The sequence below is a fragment of the Acidobacteriota bacterium genome (assembly GCA_016703965.1).
Lineage (GTDB): Bacteria > Acidobacteriota > Blastocatellia > Pyrinomonadales > Pyrinomonadaceae > OLB17.
The window spans coordinates 385,199-407,087 of the sequence record JADJBB010000002.1 but is presented as its reverse complement, the minus strand read 5'-3'; the positions used below and the strand labels follow the sequence as shown (position 1 = coordinate 407,087).

The following is a 21,889-nucleotide window of genomic DNA, read 5'->3' as shown; positions in this document are numbered from 1 at the left end:
TTTGCCCGCGAAAGAACGCGAAAAAATGATTTGATTTCGCGTTTTTTCGCGTATTTCGCGGGCACAAAAAATTTATGTTGGAAAAACTTGCCCAAATTGAAAAATCCTACGAGGAACTGACCGAGCAGATCTCGCAGCCGGAGTTCATGTCCGACATGTCGGCCTATGCCCGTCTGATGAAACAGCACCGCAGCCTCGGTGAGATCGTTGAAAAATACCGCGAGGTCCGCAAAATGACCGAAGATCTGAAGGGTGCCAAGGATCTGCTCGAGGTCGCGGACGACGACGATATGCGCGAGATGGCTATGCTCGAGATCGCCGAGATCGAAGTAAAACTGCCAGCCGCCGAGGAACAGCTAAAAACGCTGCTGCTTCCAAAAGATCCGAACGACGAGAAGAACGTAATTCTTGAGATCCGCGCCGGAACCGGCGGCGACGAAGCGACGCTTTTTGCTGCAGAGATCCTCAGAATGTACACCCGTTACGCCGAACGTCAGGGTTGGAAGATGGACATCCTCGAGATGACCGACACCGGCGTCGGCGGTATCAAGGACGCGACGGCCGTCATCGAGGGCGACAACGTCTACTCGAAAATGCGTTTCGAATCCGGCGTTCACCGCGTCCAACGCGTGCCGCAGACCGAGACCCAAGGCCGCATTCACACATCCGCGATCACCGTCGCCGTTCTACCCGAGGCTGAGGAAGTTGACGTTCAGATCAATAATAATGACCTGCGTATCGATACTTTCTGCTCGTCAGGCCCTGGCGGTCAGTCGGTGAACACGACCTATTCCGCAGTTCGCATCACGCACATGCCGTCTGGCGTGGTCGTCTCTATGCAGGACGAAAAATCGCAGATCAAGAACCGCGAAAAGGCGATGCGCGTTCTCCGTGCCAGATTACAGGAGCTCGAAGAGCAAAAACAGCACGACCTCGAAGCCAGCGAACGTAAATCCATGGTCGGCAGCGGCGACCGCTCTGAGAAGATCCGCACCTACAATTTCAAAGAAAATCGCGTAACTGACCACCGCATCCATCTGACCGTCCACCAGCTCGAACTGGTTATGGAAGGCCAGATCGATGAATTCGTGGAAACGCTGCGAACGCATTACCAGACCGAGAAACTGAAGGCGGAAGCGGTCGGTGCCTAGTGGTTAGCGGCTGCTCCGCTCTATTTGCGGAAAAGCTGTGCTTTTCCGGTAAATTTGTAAAAGATCTTTGCGGCTGTGCCGCCGATCCTACTAAGAGCGGCGGCATAGCCGCAGTAGTTTTACAACCTCTCGGAAAAGCATAGCTTTTCCACAAATAGAGCGGCATAGCCGTGAGACACTGCCGGTGGTTCATTTTTTGCTGTTCGCCTAATCTCTAATCGGCGTTTTTATGAAGGAAATTATTCGCGACAAGCTGCTCGAAATTCAAGGTGAAGAGAATGTTCACATCTTCTACGCCTGCGAATCGGGCAGCCGTGCGTGGGGCTTTCCTTCCGCAAATAGCGATTATGATGTTCGATTTCTCTACGTTCGCGAGAAAGACTGGTATCTCTCGATAGACGTCGAAACGAAACGGGACGTCATCGAATGTCCAATAAATGACGAACTCGATGTCAGTGGCTGGGATCTGCGAAAAGCCCTTGGCCTGCTTCGCAAATCGAATCCGCCACTTCTCGAATGGTTGAGTTCTCCGATCATTTACATGATCGATGAAGAGATCACCGAAAGGTTTAAGGCACTAATGCCGATATGTTATTCGCCGTCGGCGTGCATTTTTCATTATCTGAATATGGCGCGGAATAATTTTCGCGAGAATTTGAAGGGTGATATCGTTTCCGTCAAAAAATATTTTTACGTCATGCGGCCGATCCTGGCGATCAAGTGGATCGAAAAATACCATTCGATAATTCCGATGGAATTCGGCGATCTTGTCGAGGATCTAATAACAGATAATGAACTTCGAGACGAGATCAATGCGCTTATCGAACGAAAACGTGCGGGCGACGAACTAAAACGCGAACCACGCATCGAAGTTATAAGTACATTTATCGAAACGGAGCTTAAGAGGTTAGAATCAATCGTATTTCCCAAACGCGATGACAAGCCTCAAATTGATGCTCTAAATGCGGCGTTCAGAGAGATACTGGAAATGCCGCAGATCGCGAAACTCGGAGCGGCCAAATAACAAATGCCTCCACCAACACGCCTATATCTCATTCGCCATGGTCAATCGGCTGGTAATGCCGAGGGGCGTTTTGGTGGGCACGGGCCGACGCCGTTGTCTGATCTCGGGCGTAAACAAGCCGAGAAAACTGCCGAGGTGTTGGCGAAAGAAGGGATAACGGCGATCTATTCGAGTGATCTTATTCGGGCAGTTCAGACAGCGGAGCCGTTGGCAAAACTGCTTGGCCTGCCGATCCATCAGTCTGCTGCGTTTCGCGAGCGCCACGTCGGCGTGCTGCAGGGACTTACGTTTGACGAATCGAAACAGCGATATCCTGACGATTACTACGCGTTGATCAATCGCAACGTCAACCACATCATCACCGAGGGCGAGAGCTATCGTCATTTGCTCCGCCGCATCACCGCTGAGCTAAGAAATATCCTTCGCAACCATAACCGAGAACGCATCGCTATTTTTTCTCACACCGGCGCGATCTGCTATCTGACGCTGCACCTGATGGGGGCGATCCATCGCGACACGAAAACCACGCCGTGGCTCATTACTTCAAATTGCGGCATCAACCGCTTCGAGTTCCGCGGCCCGCGAAACGTCCGCGTTCTCGCTCTCAACGACACACGGCACCTCGTCCAAACGACTGGCGAAGACTCCTTCGCAGCCCACTAATTCCATTTCCCGAGATTCAAACACTAGTCGTCTTTTGTGTTATAAAAGAGGCTCAGGAAAACCACAAATGATGGTAATTTGCGTAAGAAAGATCGGCTTCGTTTTTTCTCTTTTTCTCGCCGCGGCAGTATTTTTCGGCCCTGCGACTGAAAATTCGCGTGCTCAGACCCCAGAACCTAAGCCCGAAGAACTCTCGCAGCAGGTCGAGATCATTCGCACGGCGTACGGTGTTCCGCATATCCGGGCAGAGAATATGAAAGCTGCCGGTTACGCCCTCGCCTGGCTTCAGCTCGAAGATTACGGCCCGCAGACCGCGATGAATGTGCTCGGAGCGAGCGGCCGCTCGGCCTCGGTGTCAGGCTATGAACGCATCGATTCTGACTTTACGATCCGGCGATATCGCAATGCGGCACTTCGCAATTACCATCTGCTTTCGCCAGAAACGCGCGGCATCTATGAGGGCTTCGCCGCCGGCGTGAACCGGTACATTGAGCTGCACCCCGAGGAATTCCCTGCCCAAATGCCGACGGATCTCACCGGCCGCGATGTCGCCGCACTCGAACTTGCGGCTCCGTCAGCCGCAAAGGTGCGAAACTTTCTGGCGAAAATGGAATCGGCTCCTGCCGCGGCCCGGCCGGTCGCTTCGCCAGATCCGAATAACGAAGGCGAAGAGCCCGGCCCGGACGATGGTTCTAATGCGTGGGCATTTGCTCCGAGCCGAACAAAGTCGGGCAAAGCGATCCTTCTTCGCAATCCGCACCTGCAATGGACCGCAGGATATTACGAAGCTCATTTGACCGTTCCGGGGATCGTGGATTTCTACGGCGATTTCCGAATAGGTGGGCCGTTCGCGGTGATCGGCGGTTTTAACCGCGACCTCGGCTGGTCAACGACCAACAATGCTCAGGACCTCGATCAGATCTATGCTCTCGATGTCGATCCCAAAACGCCTGACAGCTATCTGTTCGACGGCGGCTCTGTTCCGCTGACCCGCGAGCTGATCACTGTCCCGTTCCGCAACGGCGATGGCATTTCGACCGAGACGCGCGAGGTCTGGTCAACGCCGCTTGGGCCCGTGATCTATCGGGCGAACGGCAAGATATACATCATAAAATACGCCGCCGACGGCGAATACCGCGCGGGCGAGCAGTTCCTGCGAATGATGCGGGCGAAAACGCTCAACGAATGGAAAGACGCGATGCGAATGCGGGCGCGCGTGACGTCCAATTTCACCTACGCTGACCGAGCGGGCAACATCTTTATGGTTTGGAATGCCGCACTTCCGATACTGCCGCACGCTCCGGCTGACGAAACCACCGCCATTCCCGCACGCAAAACTGCGGACGTTTGGACGGCCTACGTTCCGTTCGATTCGCTGCCGCAATTTCTCAATCCGCCAGGCGGCTACGTCCACAACGAAAACAGTTCGCCGCATTACACCAATATTCGCGGCGCCGTCGATACCAAAAATGCGTTTCCAAATTTTGAAGAACCAAAGCTTTCGCTGCGCAGCCAGCTCGCTCTTCAACTCATCGGCGGCGACGAGAAATACTCGCTCGAGGATGTCGTGAGCCTCAAACACAATTTCCGAATGCTGCTCGCCGACCGAGTCAAAAGCGACCTTTTGGCGGCCCTAAAAGCCGCAAACCCGGTAGACGATGTTGCCAGTGCCGTGGCATTGCTCGAAAAATGGGACAATACCGCATCCGCCGAAAGCCGCGGATCGACGCTGTTTGAGATCTGGTGGACACACTATTCAGGCATCCGGCCGCCGGAACGAAACGTGCTCCCGGATGACAAACGGTTCGCCAAGGTTTGGAGCATCGCCGATCCGTACAACACGCCGCGAGGCCTCGCCGACAATGCCCGGGCTGTCGAATCCTTTATCTGGGCGGTCGCCGAGACTAAACGCCGCTATGGCAGTTTTGACGTTGCCTGGGGCGATGTTCACCGCGTGCGTCGCGGCTCGGTCGACGTACCCGTCGGCGGCTGCGGAAACGACCTTGGGTGTTTTCGTATCCTCAGCTTCGCACGAGATCCGGACGGCAAACTCTCGGCAAACAGCGGCGACGGCTGGGTTCTGGCGGTCGAATTCGGCGATACGCCGCGAGCTCTTTCGGTCCTGGCTTACGGCCAAAGCCGCATTCCTGCTTCGCCTTATTTCGCGGATCAGGCTGAATTGTTCGCCAAGGGGAAAATGAAAACCGTCGCCTTCACCGCTGCCGACGTCAACGCCCAGGCGATCTTACGCTACCGCCCCGGCCAAAAACGGGTTCGGTAAGAAATATTTATTCCGTCGGGTTATCGTTTGCTGGAGTGTACTCATGAGAATCATCATCTCTGTCTTTTTTCTTCTTTTCCTTTGTTTTTCGGCAGCAGGCCAGGCAAAACCGGCCGCCGTTATTTCGTACGACACCGCTTTCAAGCCCGCCGAATTCACCGATCCGGCACGGCTCGAGAAGATAAAGCAGACATTCCCGGCGATCGAAAAGATCTACAAAGATCATGCCCTAAAGAACCATTTCCCCGGCATCGCCTTCGGCGTTGTGGTGGACGGAAATCTCGTGTTTGCGGGGAATGACGGCTACACAGACATTGATAAGAAGACGCCGGTCACGTCACAGTCGCTCTTTCGGATCGCGTCGATGAGCAAGAGCTTCACGGCGATGGCGATCTTGAAGCTGCGTGATGACGGCAAACTCAAGCTCGATGATCCGGCGTATCTCTACGTGCCCGAGCTGAAAAAGCAGCGATACCCGACCGCCGATTCCACGCCGATCACGATCCGCCAGCTGCTCACCCACGGAGCCGGTTTTCCCGAAGACAACCCGTGGGGCGACCGCCAGCTGGCCGATACCAACCGCGAACTTTCAGAGTTGCTCAATAAACAGGTCTCGTTCTCAAATCCTCCCGGAATTGCTTATGAATACGCCAATCTCGGCTTCGCCCTGCTCGGCCGCATCGTTACCAAAGTCTCAGGCATGCCGTATCAGCGGTACATCCGCGAAAACATCTGGCGGCCGCTGGGCATGACGACCTCCGAATGGGAATACGCCAACGTCGCCCCTGACAAACTCGCCCACGGCTACCGCTGGCAGCGTGAACGCTGGAACGAGGAAACGCTGCTGCACGACACGCCGGACGGTTCGTGGGGCTCGATGGGCGGCATGATCTCGTCGATCGACGAATTCAGCAAATACATGGCGTTTCACCTCTCCGCCTGGCCGCCTTCGAATCTCGCCGAAACCGGCCCGATCAAGCGTGCGTCGGTGCGTGAAATGCATCATCCGTGGCGATTCAACAGCCTCAATCCGAATTTCACTTATCCCGGCGGACGCGTGTGTGCAACAGCCGGAGCCTATACATACGGCCTCGCGTGGCTTCGCGACTGCGAGTCGCGGGTCTATATCGGCCATAGCGGCGGACTACCGGGCTTTGGCAGCCAGTGGCGAATACTGCCCGAATACGGCATCGGCGTTGTGGCATTCGGCAACGTCACCTACGCCAGCCTCGGAAATGTTAATCTACAGGTCCTCGATCTCATGATCAAAACCGCCGATCTCAAACCGCGCCAGCTTCCCGTCTCAAACATCCTCGCCCAGCGAAAGGCCGAGATACTCAAAGTCATCCCTTCGTGGGAAAATGCGGAGAAAAGCGGCATATTCGCGGAGAATTTCTTCCCCGATCACCCGATCGACCTGCTGAAAAAAGACTACGCGGCACTGTGGACAAAGGCGGGTAAGATAATCTCGATCAAAGAAATGATCCCCGAAAACCAGCTCCGCGGCCGCTTCATCATCGAGGGCGAGAACGCCAATATCGAGGTTTTCTTCACGCTCAGCCCCGAAAATCCGCCGCTTATCCAGCAGCTCGACGTTCGGGAAGTGCCGAAAAAATAGCATCGGAATTCAATCTTTGCGGCTATGCGTCCGCCCTTCGCGGCTTTGCGGGAAATGCCAGCCGACCATATCTTGACACGCGTCGCATCGAGGAATATCCTCGGCAATAGATGGACTTTTATTTTTTACTATTCTCGCTCTTCGCACCGCGTATCGTGATGCTGGTCTATCTGCTGATGTTCCCGGCCCTGTTCCCGGCGAACACGGTCCCGCAATGGGCAGACTTACTGCTCGGCGTATTTTTCCCGCGTATCCTGATCCTGATCTACATTTACCAGAACATGGGTTACGACAATATCTGGTTCGCCGCCCACCTGATCGTCGCGATCCTCGCGTACATGGGCGGTACGCACCAAACCAACCGCCGACGCCGCCGTCGATCGGATTCGGAATAGATCATTTGCATCCATGCAACGCTTGACTATCCATGCATTCCTGTGGCAGTATTTCAAAACGCCCTGAATGTAAGGATCACTCTAAACTAGCGCCATGAACATTCGATTGAACCAAACCCGCCGAGGCACCACGTTCGAGATCCTCTGCGACCTCTGCGGCGAACCCGTCTCGCTCAACGAAACGATCCACTACCTCACGCCCCAGGCCCCAAAAAAAGCCGAAGACCTGATCGCCCACAACCACTGCTACCACGCCCGCCCCACACCCGGCTACTGGTCCCAACTCCACCGCGTCCGCTGGCTCCTCGAAGAACTCCTAAAACAAGACCGCGAACGCCACCCAACCCTAACCGCCTTCCTGGCCACGCTACCGAATCAGGAAGAGAAATGAAAACTCCCCTCCTTACGAAGGAGGGGTGGCAGCCGCTTCGGCTGACGGGGTGGTTCTTTGCCAAGGTTGTTTATGCTCCAACAGGATCTGATCAAGACAGGCTGAATTCAAAGCCCTCGAAGAGGGCAACAGCATAAAGCCCCGGGTGCAAACCCGGGGAAAAGGTCGATAATAATTCCAGCCCGTGAAACGGGCGACAGAAGCAAGAGCGTAACCCTGAATCTACGCCGCCCGTCGATCAAACCCGTACCGCGTGCGATGAGCGACCTGAGCGTCGATCTCCTGGTCGATGAGTTCGATGATCTCGTCCGCCGAACGCGATTCCGCCTGCCACGCCTGAATATAAACATTCGCCGTATGCGGCCGCCCATCCACCACACACTCCGCATTCACCAATATCAAAGCCTCCAGACTCTCCCCCAAAGCACTCGCCGCACACTCCTCGATCGAATAACTCGAAAACGCATACGCAGGATTAAAACGATACCAACAGTAAAACGGCGTAATGTACTTATATCGCGGCATGACTGAGATTATACCTGCGAATGATATTACGTTGCAAGAATGATACAGATAAATTAGCGTCCTCTGCGGCCTCAACCTTAAGCCCTCGGAGAGGGCGACAGCATAAAGCCCCGGGTGCTAGCCCGGGGAAAGGGTTCGAAAATAATCCGAGCCCGTGAAACGGGCGACAGAGGAACGAGCGTATTTCAGAATTAATTTAGATCGCGTCGATCCGTTCGCGCAGCCAAACCGTCAGCTCTTCTTCAGAAAGCGTGCCTTCGGCGAGTTGGAGAATGGTGGTGTATTTGTCTGCGGGAGTTGCGATGATCGTACATCCGTTGAGAATGAGAAACGTCCGCATGGCAACGAGGGCGGTGCGTTTATTGCCGTCGATAAAGGGATGATTCTTTGCGATCCCAAATCCGTATGCGGCGGCAAGCCGGGCGATGTCGGCTTCGGGCTCATAAGCGGCAATGTTCTGCGCCCGTGCCAAAGCGGATTCGAGTAACCCGAGATCGCGCACGCCGTCCTCGCCGCCGTGTTCGGCGATCTGGCGTCTGTGCATCGCGAGCACCGCATCGACGCGAAGCCATTTCATTCGGCCAGTTTCCTCAGCACATCCCGATCCTCACGCATCACACGCTCGGCAATCGCCATCTGCTCCGCGAATTCATCGTCAAACGCCCGCAGCTCCACACCATCCGGAGTCTCCGTCACAAACAGCGAATCCCCTTTCCCAACCCGAAGCCGTTCAAGGATCTCCCGCGGCAAAACAACCCCCACCGAATTCCCCACCGTCGTGATCTTCAGCTTAGTCCCCATGATTGTAGATTATAACGCCCGTTATAACGCAAGGTCAAGAAAAAGAAGTTCTGTCAACCTTTTCTTGCCATCGCCGAAATCGTTCCGGACACACAGTGATCCGCAATTCGCTTGACACATGATGCAAGGTCATTCTTTATTTCGTTCGCCCAAAAGCGGAGAACCACGAAGCCTAGCTCACCGAGCTTCTCGTTATTTGCCCTATCTCTCGCAATTGGGCTTTCGAATTTAGGAATCCAGTATTCTCAATTCGCTTTTATTCGGGTTTTCTTCTTTTCCCACTCAAACCCATGCCAAAACTCGCCATCGATGAAGATGACGAGGTTATACCGGTTCAATACAATATCTGGTTTTCCAGGTAGCTTAGGCGAGTTAAGGCGATATCGGAAACCAATTCTAGTTAATTCTTTTCGAAGAAGTTTTTCAGGCTGAGTATTCTTGAGCCTGATCTTCTTCATTAACCGTGAACGCTCAGGCGACGTTTTGAACTGGAATTCGGCTGCCATTCTTCTTCAACAATATAGTCCTGGGAAATCCACAATTTCTGAAAGTCCTTCTTGATCGCACGGGCAAGAGCCTCGGCCATCTTAACAGCAACGGCATTGCCAATCATTTTGTATCCCGCAGCAATACTCTTGTAGCAGAAATTAAAATCATCAGGAAACGTCTGGATACGAGCACATTGGCGCACAATCAAAACGGCGATATAGTTCAATCCGAATGCGGAAGCCCGCACGAAGTAAGGGCGTTCTTAGCCTTCGACACGGCTAAGGCAGATTCAAAACTTTGACGCCAAAACAATCTGTTGCATAATTGCTCAAAAAACCATATGCAGGACGATTATGGATTCGATATCTACGACGAAAATGAGTTTCCCCTCGCTTATCTTTTGACCTTTCGCACTTTCGGCACGTGGTTACATGGTGACCAACGCGAGTCGATAGGACGGGATGGAAGAAACCATTACGGCAAGTCAAAAATCCGGCCGAAACCCGAATTGGAACTAGCGATGAGGGAGGAAATGAAACAGCCTCCATTCATTCTCACAAAACCTATGCGTCGAATTGTTGAATCGGCGATCAAAGAACTCTGCCAGCGACGTGGGTACGGTCTATCAGCAGTTAACGTACGGTCAAATCATGCTCACGCGGTTGTTTCTGCACAGATGAAACCAGAACGAATAGCGGACGCACTGAAGGCGAACGCGACCAAAATGCTACGCGAAGCATTGTTGGTCTCTTTGGATACAAAAGTGTGGTCACGCGGTCGTAGCCGCAGGTATTTATGGAAACCAAGACATGTTAGTGGAGCGATAGATTACGTACTTTATTGCCAGAGCGATCTTCCCTTCGACCTTGTTGAATAATCACAACGAACGCCCTTACTTCGTGCGGGCTTCCGCATTCGGAGCGATCGCCGTCCCGATTAGGTATGGAGTTCGACTAGTATCCAATAAGAAGTATGCCGTCTAATGGAAGAGTGATTCTACTGCTGATGTACATCGTTTCGAGAAACGCGTAAATTTTTTGAAAGTCATCCCCACCGCGATAATCATTTCTGACGGCAATGACTAAATACTCGACACCAAACATCATTGAGGCTTGAAATATGTCCTTCAGGAACTGGTTGTTATCTACAGCCCTTCCAGCTTCCACTTCGATCACAATTTTACCGTCAAGCGAAAGAGCATCGGCATTAAAGGATTTATCTATTTTGTTATTCAGTCCGAATAAAACAGGGACCTTTATCTTGTTTTCATCTTTTTTGCCCGTTTCAACGGTGAAGTTTGTGGCGGATAAATCCGCTCGAAGAATTTCCAATACCTTATTACTTGAGTAGTTATTATTATCAGAGTTTATCTGTTCAAAATTTCTTTGAAAACACTGAATGATCTCTGATATTTCATGAGTTACCGCAGTTGATCGGGGAAAAAACTGATACCTAAGCATATTTGTTAGTATATCGGTTGGTCGTAAAATGTCGATGATTCACAGCTTCCCCGAGCTCTAATATTATTTCAGTTAGAAGCTTCTTATCATTCTCAATAAGCTCAAAATTCGAATCTGTAAAGATGTGCAAGGAATCCTCATCACCTACCATTTTTTCGAAGATACACGTTTCCTCAAATATTAGATTCGCGACATGGTGTGCTAACCCCTTTTTGCAATGCACGACCGTTATCAAGTAAAAATCTACTTTCATTCGACCCCCACTTTAATGGTGTTTCGCTTCCCATTTTCAACACTGTTAACGTAGGTGCGATCTAGACCTGCCATATGAGCTAAGGGCTCCTGGCTAATTCCTAGGTTGGATCGTAATTCTTTGATACTTTCCCCAATTTTTGTGATGCACTAGGTAAGTATGCTTGGGTGACAACTTTGAGACAACGGACTATAAGTCACGTTTACAGGAGGAGTCAAAGGGGGAAGGAACAGCAGTAGGTTCTAGAGCGATTGTTCGGTGGAGTTGCGGGTTGTCCTGGGTCGGCGATAAGAGATGGTGTATCTCTGTGAGAGGTACGTTGATAAACTTTCGCCGACGCATGACTAGATGGTGCAGGCGGCACGGTCGGGGAAGCGACTTCTTGTCGCCAACGCCGACGGACATTAAAGCCTGGGGTGGAGGCTCGGCGTAACCCCTAGGTTAAGCCAGTTCAGATGATCCGTCCCTGCGGTTGCGGACCTACCGCAACACTCGCACGTCTTTTGTGCCAGAACAGGACGCACAATTTACGCTGAGATTTTTTGTCACCGTTGGCGACAGAAGATCAATGTGTTCGATTCCCGGGGTTGCACCCTAGGCTTAAGATTCGTCACCGTTAGCGACAAGAGCAGAAGAAAAGCCCCGCCGATCGCTCGACGAGGCTTTGCTTGAGCGAGACTACCTTACCGCTATTTCTTCTGAGCCCAAGGATCGAAGATCTTGACGCCTGTGTGGGCAAGATCCTGTGTATTTCGGGTTACGAGGGTTAGGTCGCGGGCGAGGGATGTGGCGGCCATTAGCGAACCGATGACCGGCATCGCTCGGCCTTTTGATTCGAGATCCACGACCATCACGCCCCAACGGAGAAGGGCCTTGGTGCCAAACTTTCATCGATCTTCGGAAGCAGATCCCATACAGCGGCTTAAGCATTTGCATATCTGCAACAACGTTGCATTTACGTATCATTATGAAACGTCACGACCGAAGTGGGTCAAATTTTTTCTGCGAAATTTGGTCAATCTGACACACGTTTGAACAAACTCCAAAATACCTCTACCAAACTCCGGTTTCGCCTCTATCAATCGTGCGATCCGACTCTATCTATCGCGGGTTTATTTGCTTGGTAAAGTAGACTCGTTTGGATCGATCGTTTAAGGGTGAGAACCTTGCCCTCGGAGTCGAAAAAAGCCTCGTCGATCGCTCGACGAGGCTTTTCTGAAATACTGGCAAGCAGTGATGGTTCTGGCAAAAAATACTTGCCAGTGTTGCGAAACGCAACCGGCTGCTCCAGTCACTATTCAGCGACTGCCATTTCTTTGTCTTTCGACTTTTTCTCGCGTTTGATGCCGCCGATCTGGACCAGGGCTTCGCCTTTGATGCCGGCTTTTTCCATGACCATTTCGTTGTAGAGTTTACGCATCATCTGCATTTCCTCGGCTGCGGTCTTGGGACCTTCCATTTCCGGCTTGTTCGGACGGGCGAGGTCGACTTCGTTGAGGATGAGATTGTGGCTCTTATCGCCGAGTTCGACGTTCTTGCCGCGGGCAAACACTTCGTGGCGGCCCTGGTCTTTGTACCACTGAGCAACCGTCGCATTCTGGTGCATATGCTCGATGATGTTTCTCCAGCCGATGCCGGTGTTATACGCACAGAAGCTGATCTCGCCTTCCTGGGTGCCGTAAGGGATGATGCACATCTCGGTGCGGCGGAAATCGTAGTTGAACAGATCCTGGAACCACATTCCGGCGATGAACAGGAAGTTCCAAGGGTCCTGACGGCGTTTCTCGATGTCTTCCATCGTGCGGTCAGGGCCGACCTTGCCGTAATCTTTGCCCGACAGGCCGAACGATTTGTCGAACTTCTTCAGAATGCCGCCGAGCGTAAGGCTGTTCGGTGCACCGTACGGGTTGTAATTCTTGAGCAATGCGAGGCCCATCATAAGGTTTGAGAACCACTTGCCGCGGTTCGTATCAGTGATGTGCTGCATATCGGTGACGAGGCCCTGAATATTCAGGAACTGCGGAACCGGTGCCATTTCCTTTGTATTCTTATTGACCATAACGGCCGTGCCGACGCCGCAATTCGGGTGGCAGCCGCATGAGACCTGGCCCCATTCGTGCTCGGGTCCGTGAACGACGTCAGCAAAGTCAGCGAACGCTCCCATCAGCGAAAGCGGGAACCAATCGCGTGTCGGTTCGGTAATGCCAACCTGGCCCTTTACGTCGTGCGCGAGATGAGCAAGCGTGTAACGCTGCTGCAGACGACGTTGTTCGGTGATCAGCTCGTCGCGGCCGGTGAACGACACTGGCTGAAACGCGATGAACGAAATTTTCTTAGGATTCTCGAGAGCGAACCGAATGATCGTACCGACCTGATCGTTATTAACACCATTCACGAGCGTTGTAACGAGGATGATGTCGACGCCGGCTTCGTGCAGGTTGTTGATAGCACGGAGTTTAACGTCAAACAGGTTGCCGATCTGGCGGTGCGAGTTCGCGTCGTTGCCGATACCGTCGAACTGGAGATAGACGAAACGAAGGCCTGCTTCAGCGGCTTCGCGACAGAATTCCTTCGATTTAGCGAACTCAATTCCGTTGGTCGCGGCCTGAACCGAGTTGTACCCAACTTTGCGAGCGTAACGCACTGCATCCAGGAAGTAAGGTGACAACGTCGGCTCACCGCCCGAGTACTGAACCGACATCTGGCGACGGGGTTTGATCTGAATGGCGTTGTCGAGGATTTCCTGGACATCTTCCATCGAAAGCTCGTGCACGAATCCAACCTGGTTCGCATCCATGAAGCACGGATCGCACATCATGTTGCAGCGGTTCGTCAGATCTACCGTCAAAACCGCTCCGCGGCCGAATTTGACCGACGAGGTGCCGTGATTGTGAAGCTTTTCGTCATTGTGCGACTCGATGTCGCGGCCAGGGAAAAGCGACTCGATATGCTGTAGAAACTGTGAGTCGATCGCCATCATGTCTTCGAAATGGCCGTGCGTCGGACAATCCTTGATCATCCAGACCTGCCCGTCACGCTCGATGATCTGTGCCTTGATCTCGCCAACCTTCTCATTGATCAGCATTGAGACGTCATTGTCGCCGCTCAGGATCGACTCGCGTGCTTCGATAACGCAATTAGGACATAGTGAATCTGTCGTACGAGGGAAACCGAGTGTTGGCTTCGATTTCTGCCACGATTTAAGAAGTGGCTTGTCCGACCACTTCGGCGTGAACGACGGGTTTGGCTTAAACTGATTGACTGAACGAATTGCAGCAAAAGCTCCCTTTGCAACATAGGTCAATCCTTTTTCGAAATGCTTAATGGGTCTCATTGAAATATTTTCTCCAATAGGGTCAAAATCGCCGAACAGGTACGCGATGGTAGAATTACGGCGCAAATTTATACACTCAGGCGAATGCAAAGCGTGTGCCATGCCGTTCGGCATATCTATTGGGCCAAAGATCAGCCCTAAACCTCTTGTTTTCAATAGCTTATTCGTACGCGGTGATGATCACAATTGCGCGCCATTACGATACACTTTTATACCAACTGTATCCGATGTGACGATTTGATACAGAAGACGCCTTACTCACTCGATGCAATTCATCCCTAATGATAGCGCTTAAAGATTTCGTTCATATATTGTTCGTCTTTTTGGAATAAAGTAAGGTCATACGTCAGGGAGCTATATCTATCTTGTTGAAAATACATATCTTATATATTCTTTAGCAACTGCTTTACACGGGTTTAAGCCTATGTTAAAGTCTTACCACTTCACGGGAAATTGGGTTACCGGCTTCACTAGCACGAAAAGATTGGCTTATGTCCATACGTTTTGGAACATCCGGATGGCGGGCGATTATCGCGGAAGATTTCACGTTCGAAAACGTAAAGCTGGTTATCGGATCTATCTGCAGCTATTTGACAACCGTTCCGCCGAAGACGGAAAGACTATTGGTCATCGGACACGATTCTCGCTTCATGGGTGAGAAATTCGCAGCCGTCGCAGCTGGGATCGCGGAACAAAAGGGCTTTCGAGTTCTGCTTTGTACCGGCCCGACGCCGACACCGACAATATCGTATGCGATCCGCAGCAACCGCGCGGCCGGCGGTATAAACTTCACCGCGTCGCATAATCCGCCGGAATATCAGGGCATAAAATTCTCGACCGCTGACGGAGCCCCGGCTCTGCCTGATATTACCAAGCAGATCGAGCTCGGGATAATTGAGAAGGTTACGACATCTGACGAGAGCGGCGGTTCGATCATCGAGTTCGACGCACAGCCTTCGTATCTAGAGGATATTGGGAAAAAGATCAAGTTTGACATAATCGCTGCAGCGAAGGGCAGATATGCCTACGACGCATTGTGGGGAACGGGCCGCGGATACCTGGATAAGTGCCTGCGGGATCATGGATCAGAAGTTGAGACGATACACGATTGGCGTGACGTTACCTTTGGCGGCATGTCGCCGGAACCCGGGGAAGATCATCTCGACGAATTGAAATTGGCAGTTACGAGCAAGAATTTGACGCTTGGCATTGCAACTGATGGCGATGGTGACAGATTTGGGGTTATAGATGCGAACGGAAAGTTCATTACGCCCAACCAGCTGGTTGCTTTATTGACAGATTATTTGGCAGAGAGCCGTGGGTGGACGAATGGCGTGGCCCGCAGTGTGGCGACATCTCATTTGGTCGACAGGGTTGCCAAAGAGCGGAATATCAAGCTTTACGAAACGCCCGTAGGCTTCAAATTCATCGGCGAATTGATAAACAAAGACGAGATCATCCTCGGCGGCGAGGAATCTGCAGGCCTTTCGATACGCGGCCATTATCCGGAAAAGGATGGAATTCTGGCCTGTTTATTGGCCGCCGAGGCAGTCGCCGCGAGGCAGACCAGCCTTACGGAGCAGCTAAATGAGCTTTACCGCCGTGTAGGAAAATTAGAATCGGGCCGCATCGGGCTAAAGTTAACTCCCGAAGTTGCCGATAAGCTTAAAGCTAAGCTTGAACAAGAGCCGACTGAGATCGGCGGTCGAAAGGTTGAGAGTATTAACCGCATGGATGGCGTTAAGTTTCTATTTGAGAATAACGCATGGATGCTTATGAGGCCGTCGGGCACCGAGCCGATGGTCAGAATCTACGCCGAAAGCGAAACCAAAGACGATCTGGAGAATTTACTTGAGCAAGGCCGCAGATATTTATTGGGATAGCCCCCGCCGAACGGCGGCTAAGAGGCCCGCACCCGCGAAAAATCGACGCGTAACCGCCGCAGCGGATCGTCGAACGGCCCCGTGGTGGCTTTCGTTCCTGATCGTGATTTCGATCTTTGTAATGATATGCGTTTCGATCAATTTCCGGGCGGTTTCCGACGTTCGGGCAGAGGCTGATCAAAACGTCAAACTTGCTAGCCAGATAGAGAATCTCATGGATGAGAATCTGGCTCTGCAGGAAGAGATACATTCGTTGAAAACTGATCCCCAGGTCATCCAACATGAGGCCAAACGAATTGGGATCCGTATTCAACCAGAAAAAGTTCCCGTGCCGGCGAACTAACTTACGCGGAGGAGTTGTTCATTCGGCACATTGCCCTGCCCATTGAAAATCCGCCCTTTTGCCTACAGCTCCGCGAGGCCTACAGTAAATGCCTATCCGTAATTAGCGGCTTGAGTTTCCCGAAACCAAGCCGCACTTCTCTTTTTAAACTACTTGTCCTGCAATAAGACCACCGCCGCGTATTGATCACATTGTTCCGTGCGAATATTTTTCGTATTTTGTATCATTACATGTATAGTTTGGGAACGCGTTGAGGAATTGAGTATTGAGTTTATGAAAGAGATCGTACGTAACTTAACATTTTTTGTATCACTTTGCCTCGTGTTTTCGATGCTGACAGGCTGCGCCGGAACTGGAGCGAACGTTGCCAACACGAATACCTCGAAATCTGCCTCCAATTCCAACGAAACGAAAAACAGCAAATCCAGCGAATATCCGCCACTTGCATCCGGCCTCGCCGAGGCTGATTTCGAACTACTTGACGGTTCTAAATTTAAGGTTTCGGAAAAGAAAGGGAAGGTTTTGCTGCTCAATATTTGGGGCACGTGGTGCGGTCCTTGCCGCGAGGAAATGCCTCATCTTGTTGAAATGCAGAACAAATACGCCGCTCAGGGCCTCGAGATAATCGGTCTCAATATCGGCGACGGCAGCGGCACACCCGAATCTATTGAACAGATAAAGGCGTTCGTCGAGAAGATGAAACTCAACTACACGATCGCTCGGAGCCCGAATGCGTCGACCATCCAGTTCTATCAGATCAGTAAGCAGCAAGTTGTTCCGCAGACTTTGCTGGTTGACCGCGAGGGCCACCTCAGGGGCGTCTTCGTCGGTGGCGGACAGCGTGTTATCGATTCAATGAAGAATACACTCGATAAAACGATGGCTGAATCCTAGATCTAAGACTTAACAACAGTTTCCGGAAATCCCGATTCCACCAAAATAGTTTTGAAGCTTGATAAACTTGCGAGCCCCGGAGCGGCTCGCTTTGGCTTATTGACGAACTTTTTTTGAGTGTAGTTAACGGCTGCCTTCGGTTTTTCGCGGGCGTCGCTGTAAAAAGCAGCTAATCGGGCGGCCTCAACAAGTGTTGTGACGGGGATCTCCGTACGATTTGGGTTGCGTATTATCACGTGCGAGCCGGGATAGTCAGCAGCGTGCAGCCAGGTATCGTGGGATCTTGCTATGCGAAAGGTCAGATGGTCGTTATCTTTTGCCTTCTTCCCAACCATTATTTCAAAACCGTCGCCTGAGACGAATTTTCTAGCTCCCGTAAAACTATCCGCCTTTTTTTTCTCTTTCGAGGCTTGAGGCTCAACATGTTTTGCAGAAACAAACTCGCTTAACTTTCCTTCATCTTGCGACGATATAGCTTGTTCTATTGCTTCCTGGCGCCGCTCAAGCTGCTCGATTTCCGCATTGACGGCTTTTTTGCGTTCAGCGATCGCAATCACGGCGTTGCGGGCTTTGGTATATTTGCGAAAATAGGTCTCTGCAGCTTCGGTTGGCGGTTGATCGCGATCGGCCGCGATCCCGATCTCGCTCATTTTGGGATCAAAATAGTCGGTCACGTAGATCGTATCGGACTCGCGCCGTAGATTTGAAATGTTCGCCAGGATCAGGTCCCCGAATTTCTTCCACTGCTCGGCGTTCCCATGCTGAGCGAGGTCGCCGTTGAGATTAGAGAGCAGCCTCCGCCGCTTTGCGAACTCGCTCTTTAATTTTTTGCGGGCTTCCCTAGCCAGCAGCTCAAATCGGGCCGCGGAATCATATTGACGCCTCTCAGCGTCAAGAATAGGCGACAAAGTCCCGCCCTGCAGGTCAGGTCTTTCACATTTGGCGTCTTGATCCACGCGAGGCCCGGCATAAACATCTCCGACCTTCTGGCCGTCCCGGTCCGAGGTTCTCGCTGCTGCAACTATCACGCCTTCCTTGTCAATGACAAAGACATTCGGCGAACCGCCGCTCAGTTGGATCACCAAAGTATGGACATCGTCTTCCCCGGACAATTCGAGCGATATTGAACCGGCATCTTCGGAACTTCTGGTCAGTTCCCTTCCGGTCAGTGTCTTACGGAGTTGAATGATAAATGCGTTCGAATGGACCGCGGATCTCTCAAGTTCCTTCAGTTTTCGAACGATCAGGAAAGCCGATCCGGTTCTTGAGCAACAATCTGCGAACAAATAGCTTCCGGCGTGCGGGTAAAAATCGATCGCAAATGACGTCGCCGACAGCGGGAAAATCTTGCCGAACTTTCGTCCGCGCATTGCATCGTCGATCTCTTTCGCTATTTGTTTGATCTCAGCGCTGTTCACAGATCCAGATTACATATCCAGAAAGAAAAGCCCAAAGCACTTACTTTGGGCCCGTCAATAAAAAGCTATGACAATAAAACTTAGAACTCTCTAACCAATATCGTTCCCGAGAGCAGATCGTGGGCAGCTCGCTTTTCTTCGTTAAAAAAAACCGTCAGAAACCCTGCACCGGCAAAAACGAGCGAGAATATATAGACAGACGAACTGACCGCAGCCTGATGCAGCGTTGGGTATTCATTTTCAACGGCATCGACGAGCTCGAGCGAGAAGAGCCTCATACCCATCGTTTTGCCATAAAAACCGAGGCAGATCGTCATGTAAAGGAACATAACGATCGCAGAAACACCCGCAAATGTAAGCAATCCGGCCGCCGTAAACCAGTCACCACGGGTGAACGCAACCGGTGATAAGATCAAGAGGCTCGCAAAAGAAGCGATGATAAGATCGAACAGGCCCGCCCCAAACCGTGTTGAGAACAATGCAAGATCTTCGATATCGTCTCCCTCAACCTCGGGTAGTTCATAATTCTCGATCTCCTGATGTTCAGCCCGGATCCGGATCCGCTTGATCTCAGCAAACTCGACGGGCATCGCGGCCGCGACCGGTTGTTCGATTCTAATTTCGTCACGAGTTTCTACGACTGCCTGCTCAAGCGGCCGCATGGCGATCGGCGGTAATTTATTTGTATCGCGCTTAAGCGGAGCCGGAGCGCTGACTAGCCGCGGTTTTGGCGCTTGATTTGGCTTTGCCGGCATTGGCATCGGCATCGACGGGGCTGCATTCGTTGGCACTACGTCGAACTTATAAGGCTTTGGGGCCACAGGCATCGGTGGCCGCGAGATAGCCTTCTTTTCGGTTTCAAGGAATGTGTTCCTCGATTCATTGATCCGTCGAAGCGCATTCGCTACGCGGGGATCCGAGATCTTCGATTCTACGGTATTTGGCTCGGCTCGTTTAACTACCTGAGCCTTAAGAACCGGGGCCGGATTCGCCGCAACTTCGACGTTCGCTGGCACCTCCACATTTGCAGCCGTTTCAACCTGGCCGCCCTTTCTCTGCTGAACTGCATTCTGCAATTGAATGCGCCAGTCAGGCAGCGTGGCGTTCTTGCTTTGGAATCCGACCAGCGTCGGGCTAGTCTTCGGAGCCACGAGGTCTGCCGTTTCGACACGACGCACCGGCTGAGGAGCGACTGCGACCGCTTGGCTCGTTTGAGGACGAGCGACGGCGACAGCAGCTCCCGATCCCGAAACCATTTGGCTTGGCATCGATGGAGTTGCACGAGGCGGTTGGATCGGCTTCGCAGCCATCGGTGTCGAGACCATTTCCAACGGCATTTCCTGTTTAACTTCGGGTCGTGGGGAAAGACGTCCTGACGTGATCTTCGTTTGCAACTCCTCTCGGACGGAGTCGAACATCATTGCTCCACAACTCGGGCATATTGACAGCGTCGGGGCTAAACTCCGATCACACACGGGGCAGTTCATAGGCTTGTATGTGTCCTGGTCTGGGTCTTGTGAAGTTTCGATTCCTTAAAAACTGCCTGATAATATCAAGAATTACTTTAAGTAGTCAACCGTTAAAGCGCACAAATGCTTAAGATTTTTAAGTTTTTACCGAAATATTAGCTATTTTGTGGAAAATCTGTGGAAAAGTTACAGTTTTTGCCTTCCAGCAAAGCCCGCGTCCATTTCGTGCCACCACTCGATCTCGTCCCCGTCGCCGATCTGCCAGCAAAGTAAAACGACGCGGTCGCCGCTCATGCTTGGGAAATCGATCAGTCCCCGCGATGGATCTTTGATCTCGATACCGAGCTCGTGGATCTCCGTCGTATGCTTTCCGATCTGATAAAGTGTATTGACATAACCCGTCCCGCCTTCCATTCCGCCGCCTAAACTTGAGGCTCCGGCCGCCGCACGGGCTTCGGCCCTGAGGCCGTCGATAATAACGTAAAGATCGCGGATCGCCTCGAGCTTCGGGATAACATCCGGGAGCAGTTCGTTCGCTTCTCTTACGGTGAAAAGTTTCATCGCTCATCTCCCCGGAGGTCCGTGATCAGTTCGGTCTCTGATTCAGCAAAATCATTATCGAACGGGACCGGCTGCGATATGCGCTTAAAAGCATCGCGAGGAGCATTTGGGGCTTCGGAAGACTCGCCCGGAGGAACGAAAGACGGAATATCGTAATCGCCGGCCTGGCCGACATCCTTCTTGATCAAATGAGCGATGTCGCCAAGATCAATGAAGAAATCACCGACGTCGATCAATCGTGGGGCGGTATTGGAACGAAATCCCGCGACCTCAACACGGCAACCTTTGTAAGCCACCGCATTTACAGCATAGACAAAATCCTCGTCACCCGATACGAGCACAGCTGTATCATAACGACCTGCAAGGCTGAGCATATCGACCGCGATCTCTACATCGAGATTTGCCTTGCGGGTGCCGTCATAAAAGGTCTTAAGCTCCTTCTGCACGACGCGAAAACCATTGCGGCGCATCCATAGCAGAAATCCCTGCTGCCGCTCCGCCCCGACGTCAACACCGGTGTAGAAAAAAGCACGCAAAAGCCTTCCGTCGCCAAGCAGAACACGGAGCAGCTTGTTGTAATCGATATCTATGTTATGGAACCGGGCTGCGTGGAATAGATTGTTCCCGTCAATAAAAACGGCTACACGGCCACGATGCCCAAACTGCCAGGACGAGCTTGTAGTCGTATCGAACTGCATTTTAATGTACCTCAAACTACGAGAATATGAGGCTGTTTTACCGAAGAGGCAAGCGATCCAGATGGCGGAAATGAGCTATTAAATAATGCGAAATACGCGGCTAAAATAAACTGTCAAGAATACGCGGCTGAAAAATCAGTTTGAAAAAATAATATCTTTCTCTGCAAATAGCCATTACCCCAGGCTGTGATCATCTGCTTCGTAGGAAAAAAGCTTAGTTACAGTTTGCCCTCTGAGC

At 51.9% G+C, this 21,889-nt stretch carries 23 protein-coding genes and 1 pseudogene; 11 read left to right on the top strand and 13 right to left on the bottom strand.

The genetic code is table 11. From position 1 onward, the window contains the following. Positions 1 to 74: 74 nt before the first annotated feature. From prfA to IPG22_01875, 7 genes are all read left to right on the top strand, one after another. Positions 75 to 1,151 carry a peptide chain release factor 1 gene (prfA, locus tag IPG22_01905; protein MBK6587064.1) on the top strand — a complete coding sequence of 359 codons (1,077 nt, stop codon included), beginning with the start codon at positions 75 to 77 and terminating at the stop codon, positions 1,149 to 1,151. 229 nt (positions 1,152 to 1,380) lie between these two features. Then, positions 1,381 to 2,175 carry a nucleotidyltransferase domain-containing protein gene (locus IPG22_01900; protein ID MBK6587063.1) on the top strand — a complete coding sequence of 265 codons (795 nt, stop codon included), beginning with the start codon at positions 1,381 to 1,383 and terminating at the stop codon, positions 2,173 to 2,175. A gap of 3 nt (positions 2,176 to 2,178) precedes the next feature. After that, complete coding sequence (locus tag IPG22_01895) at positions 2,179 to 2,838, top strand: histidine phosphatase family protein (protein ID MBK6587062.1); 660 nt, start codon at positions 2,179 to 2,181, stop codon at positions 2,836 to 2,838. A 67-nt stretch (positions 2,839 to 2,905) separates the two neighbouring features. Continuing rightward, complete coding sequence (locus tag IPG22_01890) at positions 2,906 to 5,119, top strand: penicillin acylase family protein (GenBank protein MBK6587061.1); 2,214 nt, start codon at positions 2,906 to 2,908, stop codon at positions 5,117 to 5,119. Between the two features lie 43 nt (positions 5,120 to 5,162). Then, entirely contained in the window at positions 5,163 to 6,737 is a 1,575-nt protein-coding gene (locus IPG22_01885; protein MBK6587060.1) for a beta-lactamase family protein, read from the top strand. Positions 6,738 to 6,847: 110 nt separating this feature from the next. Beyond that, positions 6,848 to 7,132 carry a hypothetical protein gene (locus tag IPG22_01880; GenBank protein ID MBK6587059.1) on the top strand — a complete coding sequence of 95 codons (285 nt, stop codon included), beginning with the start codon at positions 6,848 to 6,850 and terminating at the stop codon, positions 7,130 to 7,132. Positions 7,133 to 7,226: 94 nt separating this feature from the next. Then, a complete protein-coding gene (locus tag IPG22_01875; GenBank protein MBK6587058.1) occupies positions 7,227 to 7,523 on the top strand; it encodes a hypothetical protein in 297 nt (98 codons plus the stop codon). Positions 7,524 to 7,745: 222 nt separating this feature from the next. On the opposite strand, the gene IPG22_01870 is transcribed toward IPG22_01875, so the two are convergent. The 5 genes and pseudogenes from IPG22_01870 to IPG22_01850 form a co-directional block, all read right to left on the bottom strand. Further along, positions 7,746 to 8,048 carry a hypothetical protein gene (locus IPG22_01870; GenBank protein ID MBK6587057.1) on the bottom strand — a complete coding sequence of 101 codons (303 nt, stop codon included), beginning with the start codon at positions 8,046 to 8,048 and terminating at the stop codon, positions 7,746 to 7,748. 196 nt (positions 8,049 to 8,244) lie between these two features. Further along, positions 8,245 to 8,625 carry a type II toxin-antitoxin system death-on-curing family toxin gene (locus tag IPG22_01865; GenBank protein MBK6587056.1) on the bottom strand — a complete coding sequence of 127 codons (381 nt, stop codon included), beginning with the start codon at positions 8,623 to 8,625 and terminating at the stop codon, positions 8,245 to 8,247. Beyond that, entirely contained in the window at positions 8,622 to 8,849 is a 228-nt protein-coding gene (locus tag IPG22_01860; protein ID MBK6587055.1) for an AbrB/MazE/SpoVT family DNA-binding domain-containing protein, read from the bottom strand. Before IPG22_01860 ends, IPG22_01865 begins: the two co-directional genes overlap by 4 nt. 53 nt (positions 8,850 to 8,902) lie before the next feature. Continuing rightward, positions 8,903 to 9,355, bottom strand: a pseudogene (locus IPG22_01855) (very short patch repair endonuclease). After that, positions 9,307 to 9,546, bottom strand: a complete 240-nt coding sequence (locus tag IPG22_01850) for a DNA cytosine methyltransferase (protein ID MBK6587054.1) — start codon at positions 9,544 to 9,546, stop codon at positions 9,307 to 9,309. The pseudogene IPG22_01855 and the gene IPG22_01850 overlap by 49 nt, the downstream one beginning before the upstream one ends. A 132-nt stretch (positions 9,547 to 9,678) precedes the next feature. On the opposite strand from IPG22_01850, the gene IPG22_01845 reads away from it, so the two are divergent. After that, positions 9,679 to 10,215, top strand: a complete 537-nt coding sequence (locus IPG22_01845) for a transposase (protein MBK6587053.1) — start codon at positions 9,679 to 9,681, stop codon at positions 10,213 to 10,215. Positions 10,216 to 10,291: 76 nt separating this feature from the next. Here the strand turns inward: IPG22_01845 and IPG22_01840 are convergent, their stop codons facing one another. The 4 genes from IPG22_01840 to IPG22_01825 form a co-directional block, all read right to left on the bottom strand. Further along, positions 10,292 to 10,798 (bottom strand): hypothetical protein, encoded by a 507-nt coding sequence (locus IPG22_01840; GenBank protein ID MBK6587052.1) that lies wholly within the window; start codon positions 10,796 to 10,798, stop codon positions 10,292 to 10,294. Positions 10,799 to 11,047: 249 nt separating this feature from the next. After that, the gene (locus IPG22_01835; protein MBK6587051.1) at positions 11,048 to 11,197 is read right to left on the bottom strand and encodes a helix-turn-helix transcriptional regulator; all 150 of its coding nucleotides are present in this window, start codon (positions 11,195 to 11,197) and stop codon (positions 11,048 to 11,050) included. Positions 11,198 to 11,740: 543 nt separating this feature from the next. Then, positions 11,741 to 11,896: a hypothetical protein gene (locus tag IPG22_01830; protein MBK6587050.1), complete on the bottom strand. Its 156-nt coding sequence runs from the start codon at positions 11,894 to 11,896 to the stop codon at positions 11,741 to 11,743. Positions 11,897 to 12,345: 449 nt separating this feature from the next. After that, positions 12,346 to 14,385, bottom strand: a complete 2,040-nt coding sequence (locus tag IPG22_01825; GenBank protein ID MBK6587049.1) for a radical SAM protein — start codon at positions 14,383 to 14,385, stop codon at positions 12,346 to 12,348. A gap of 491 nt (positions 14,386 to 14,876) precedes the next feature. Here IPG22_01825 and IPG22_01820 point away from each other — a divergent pair, with 491 nt between their 5' ends. From IPG22_01820 to IPG22_01810, 3 genes are all read left to right on the top strand, one after another. Beyond that, positions 14,877 to 16,268, top strand: coding sequence for a phosphoglucomutase/phosphomannomutase family protein (locus IPG22_01820; GenBank protein ID MBK6587048.1), 1,392 nt, complete (start codon positions 14,877 to 14,879; stop codon positions 16,266 to 16,268). Next, a complete protein-coding gene (locus tag IPG22_01815) occupies positions 16,237 to 16,611 on the top strand; it encodes a hypothetical protein (GenBank protein ID MBK6587047.1) in 375 nt (124 codons plus the stop codon). Before IPG22_01820 ends, IPG22_01815 begins: the two co-directional genes overlap by 32 nt. A 273-nt stretch (positions 16,612 to 16,884) precedes the next feature. Continuing rightward, positions 16,885 to 17,505 (top strand): TlpA family protein disulfide reductase, encoded by a 621-nt coding sequence (locus tag IPG22_01810; protein MBK6587046.1) that lies wholly within the window; start codon positions 16,885 to 16,887, stop codon positions 17,503 to 17,505. 2 nt (positions 17,506 to 17,507) lie between these two features. On the opposite strand, the gene IPG22_01805 is transcribed toward IPG22_01810, so the two are convergent. From IPG22_01805 to IPG22_01790, 4 genes are all read right to left on the bottom strand, one after another. Then, positions 17,508 to 18,923 (bottom strand): DUF814 domain-containing protein, encoded by a 1,416-nt coding sequence (locus tag IPG22_01805; protein ID MBK6587045.1) that lies wholly within the window; start codon positions 18,921 to 18,923, stop codon positions 17,508 to 17,510. Between the two features lie 80 nt (positions 18,924 to 19,003). After that, on the bottom strand, positions 19,004 to 20,344 hold the full coding sequence (locus tag IPG22_01800; GenBank protein MBK6587044.1) for an RDD family protein: 1,341 nt from the start codon (positions 20,342 to 20,344) through the stop codon (positions 19,004 to 19,006). Positions 20,345 to 20,578: 234 nt separating this feature from the next. Further along, positions 20,579 to 20,953 (bottom strand): DUF2203 domain-containing protein, encoded by a 375-nt coding sequence (locus tag IPG22_01795; protein ID MBK6587043.1) that lies wholly within the window; start codon positions 20,951 to 20,953, stop codon positions 20,579 to 20,581. Further along, on the bottom strand, positions 20,950 to 21,651 hold the full coding sequence (locus tag IPG22_01790; GenBank protein MBK6587042.1) for an NYN domain-containing protein: 702 nt from the start codon (positions 21,649 to 21,651) through the stop codon (positions 20,950 to 20,952). Before IPG22_01790 ends, IPG22_01795 begins: the two co-directional genes overlap by 4 nt. Positions 21,652 to 21,889 lie beyond the last annotated feature (238 nt).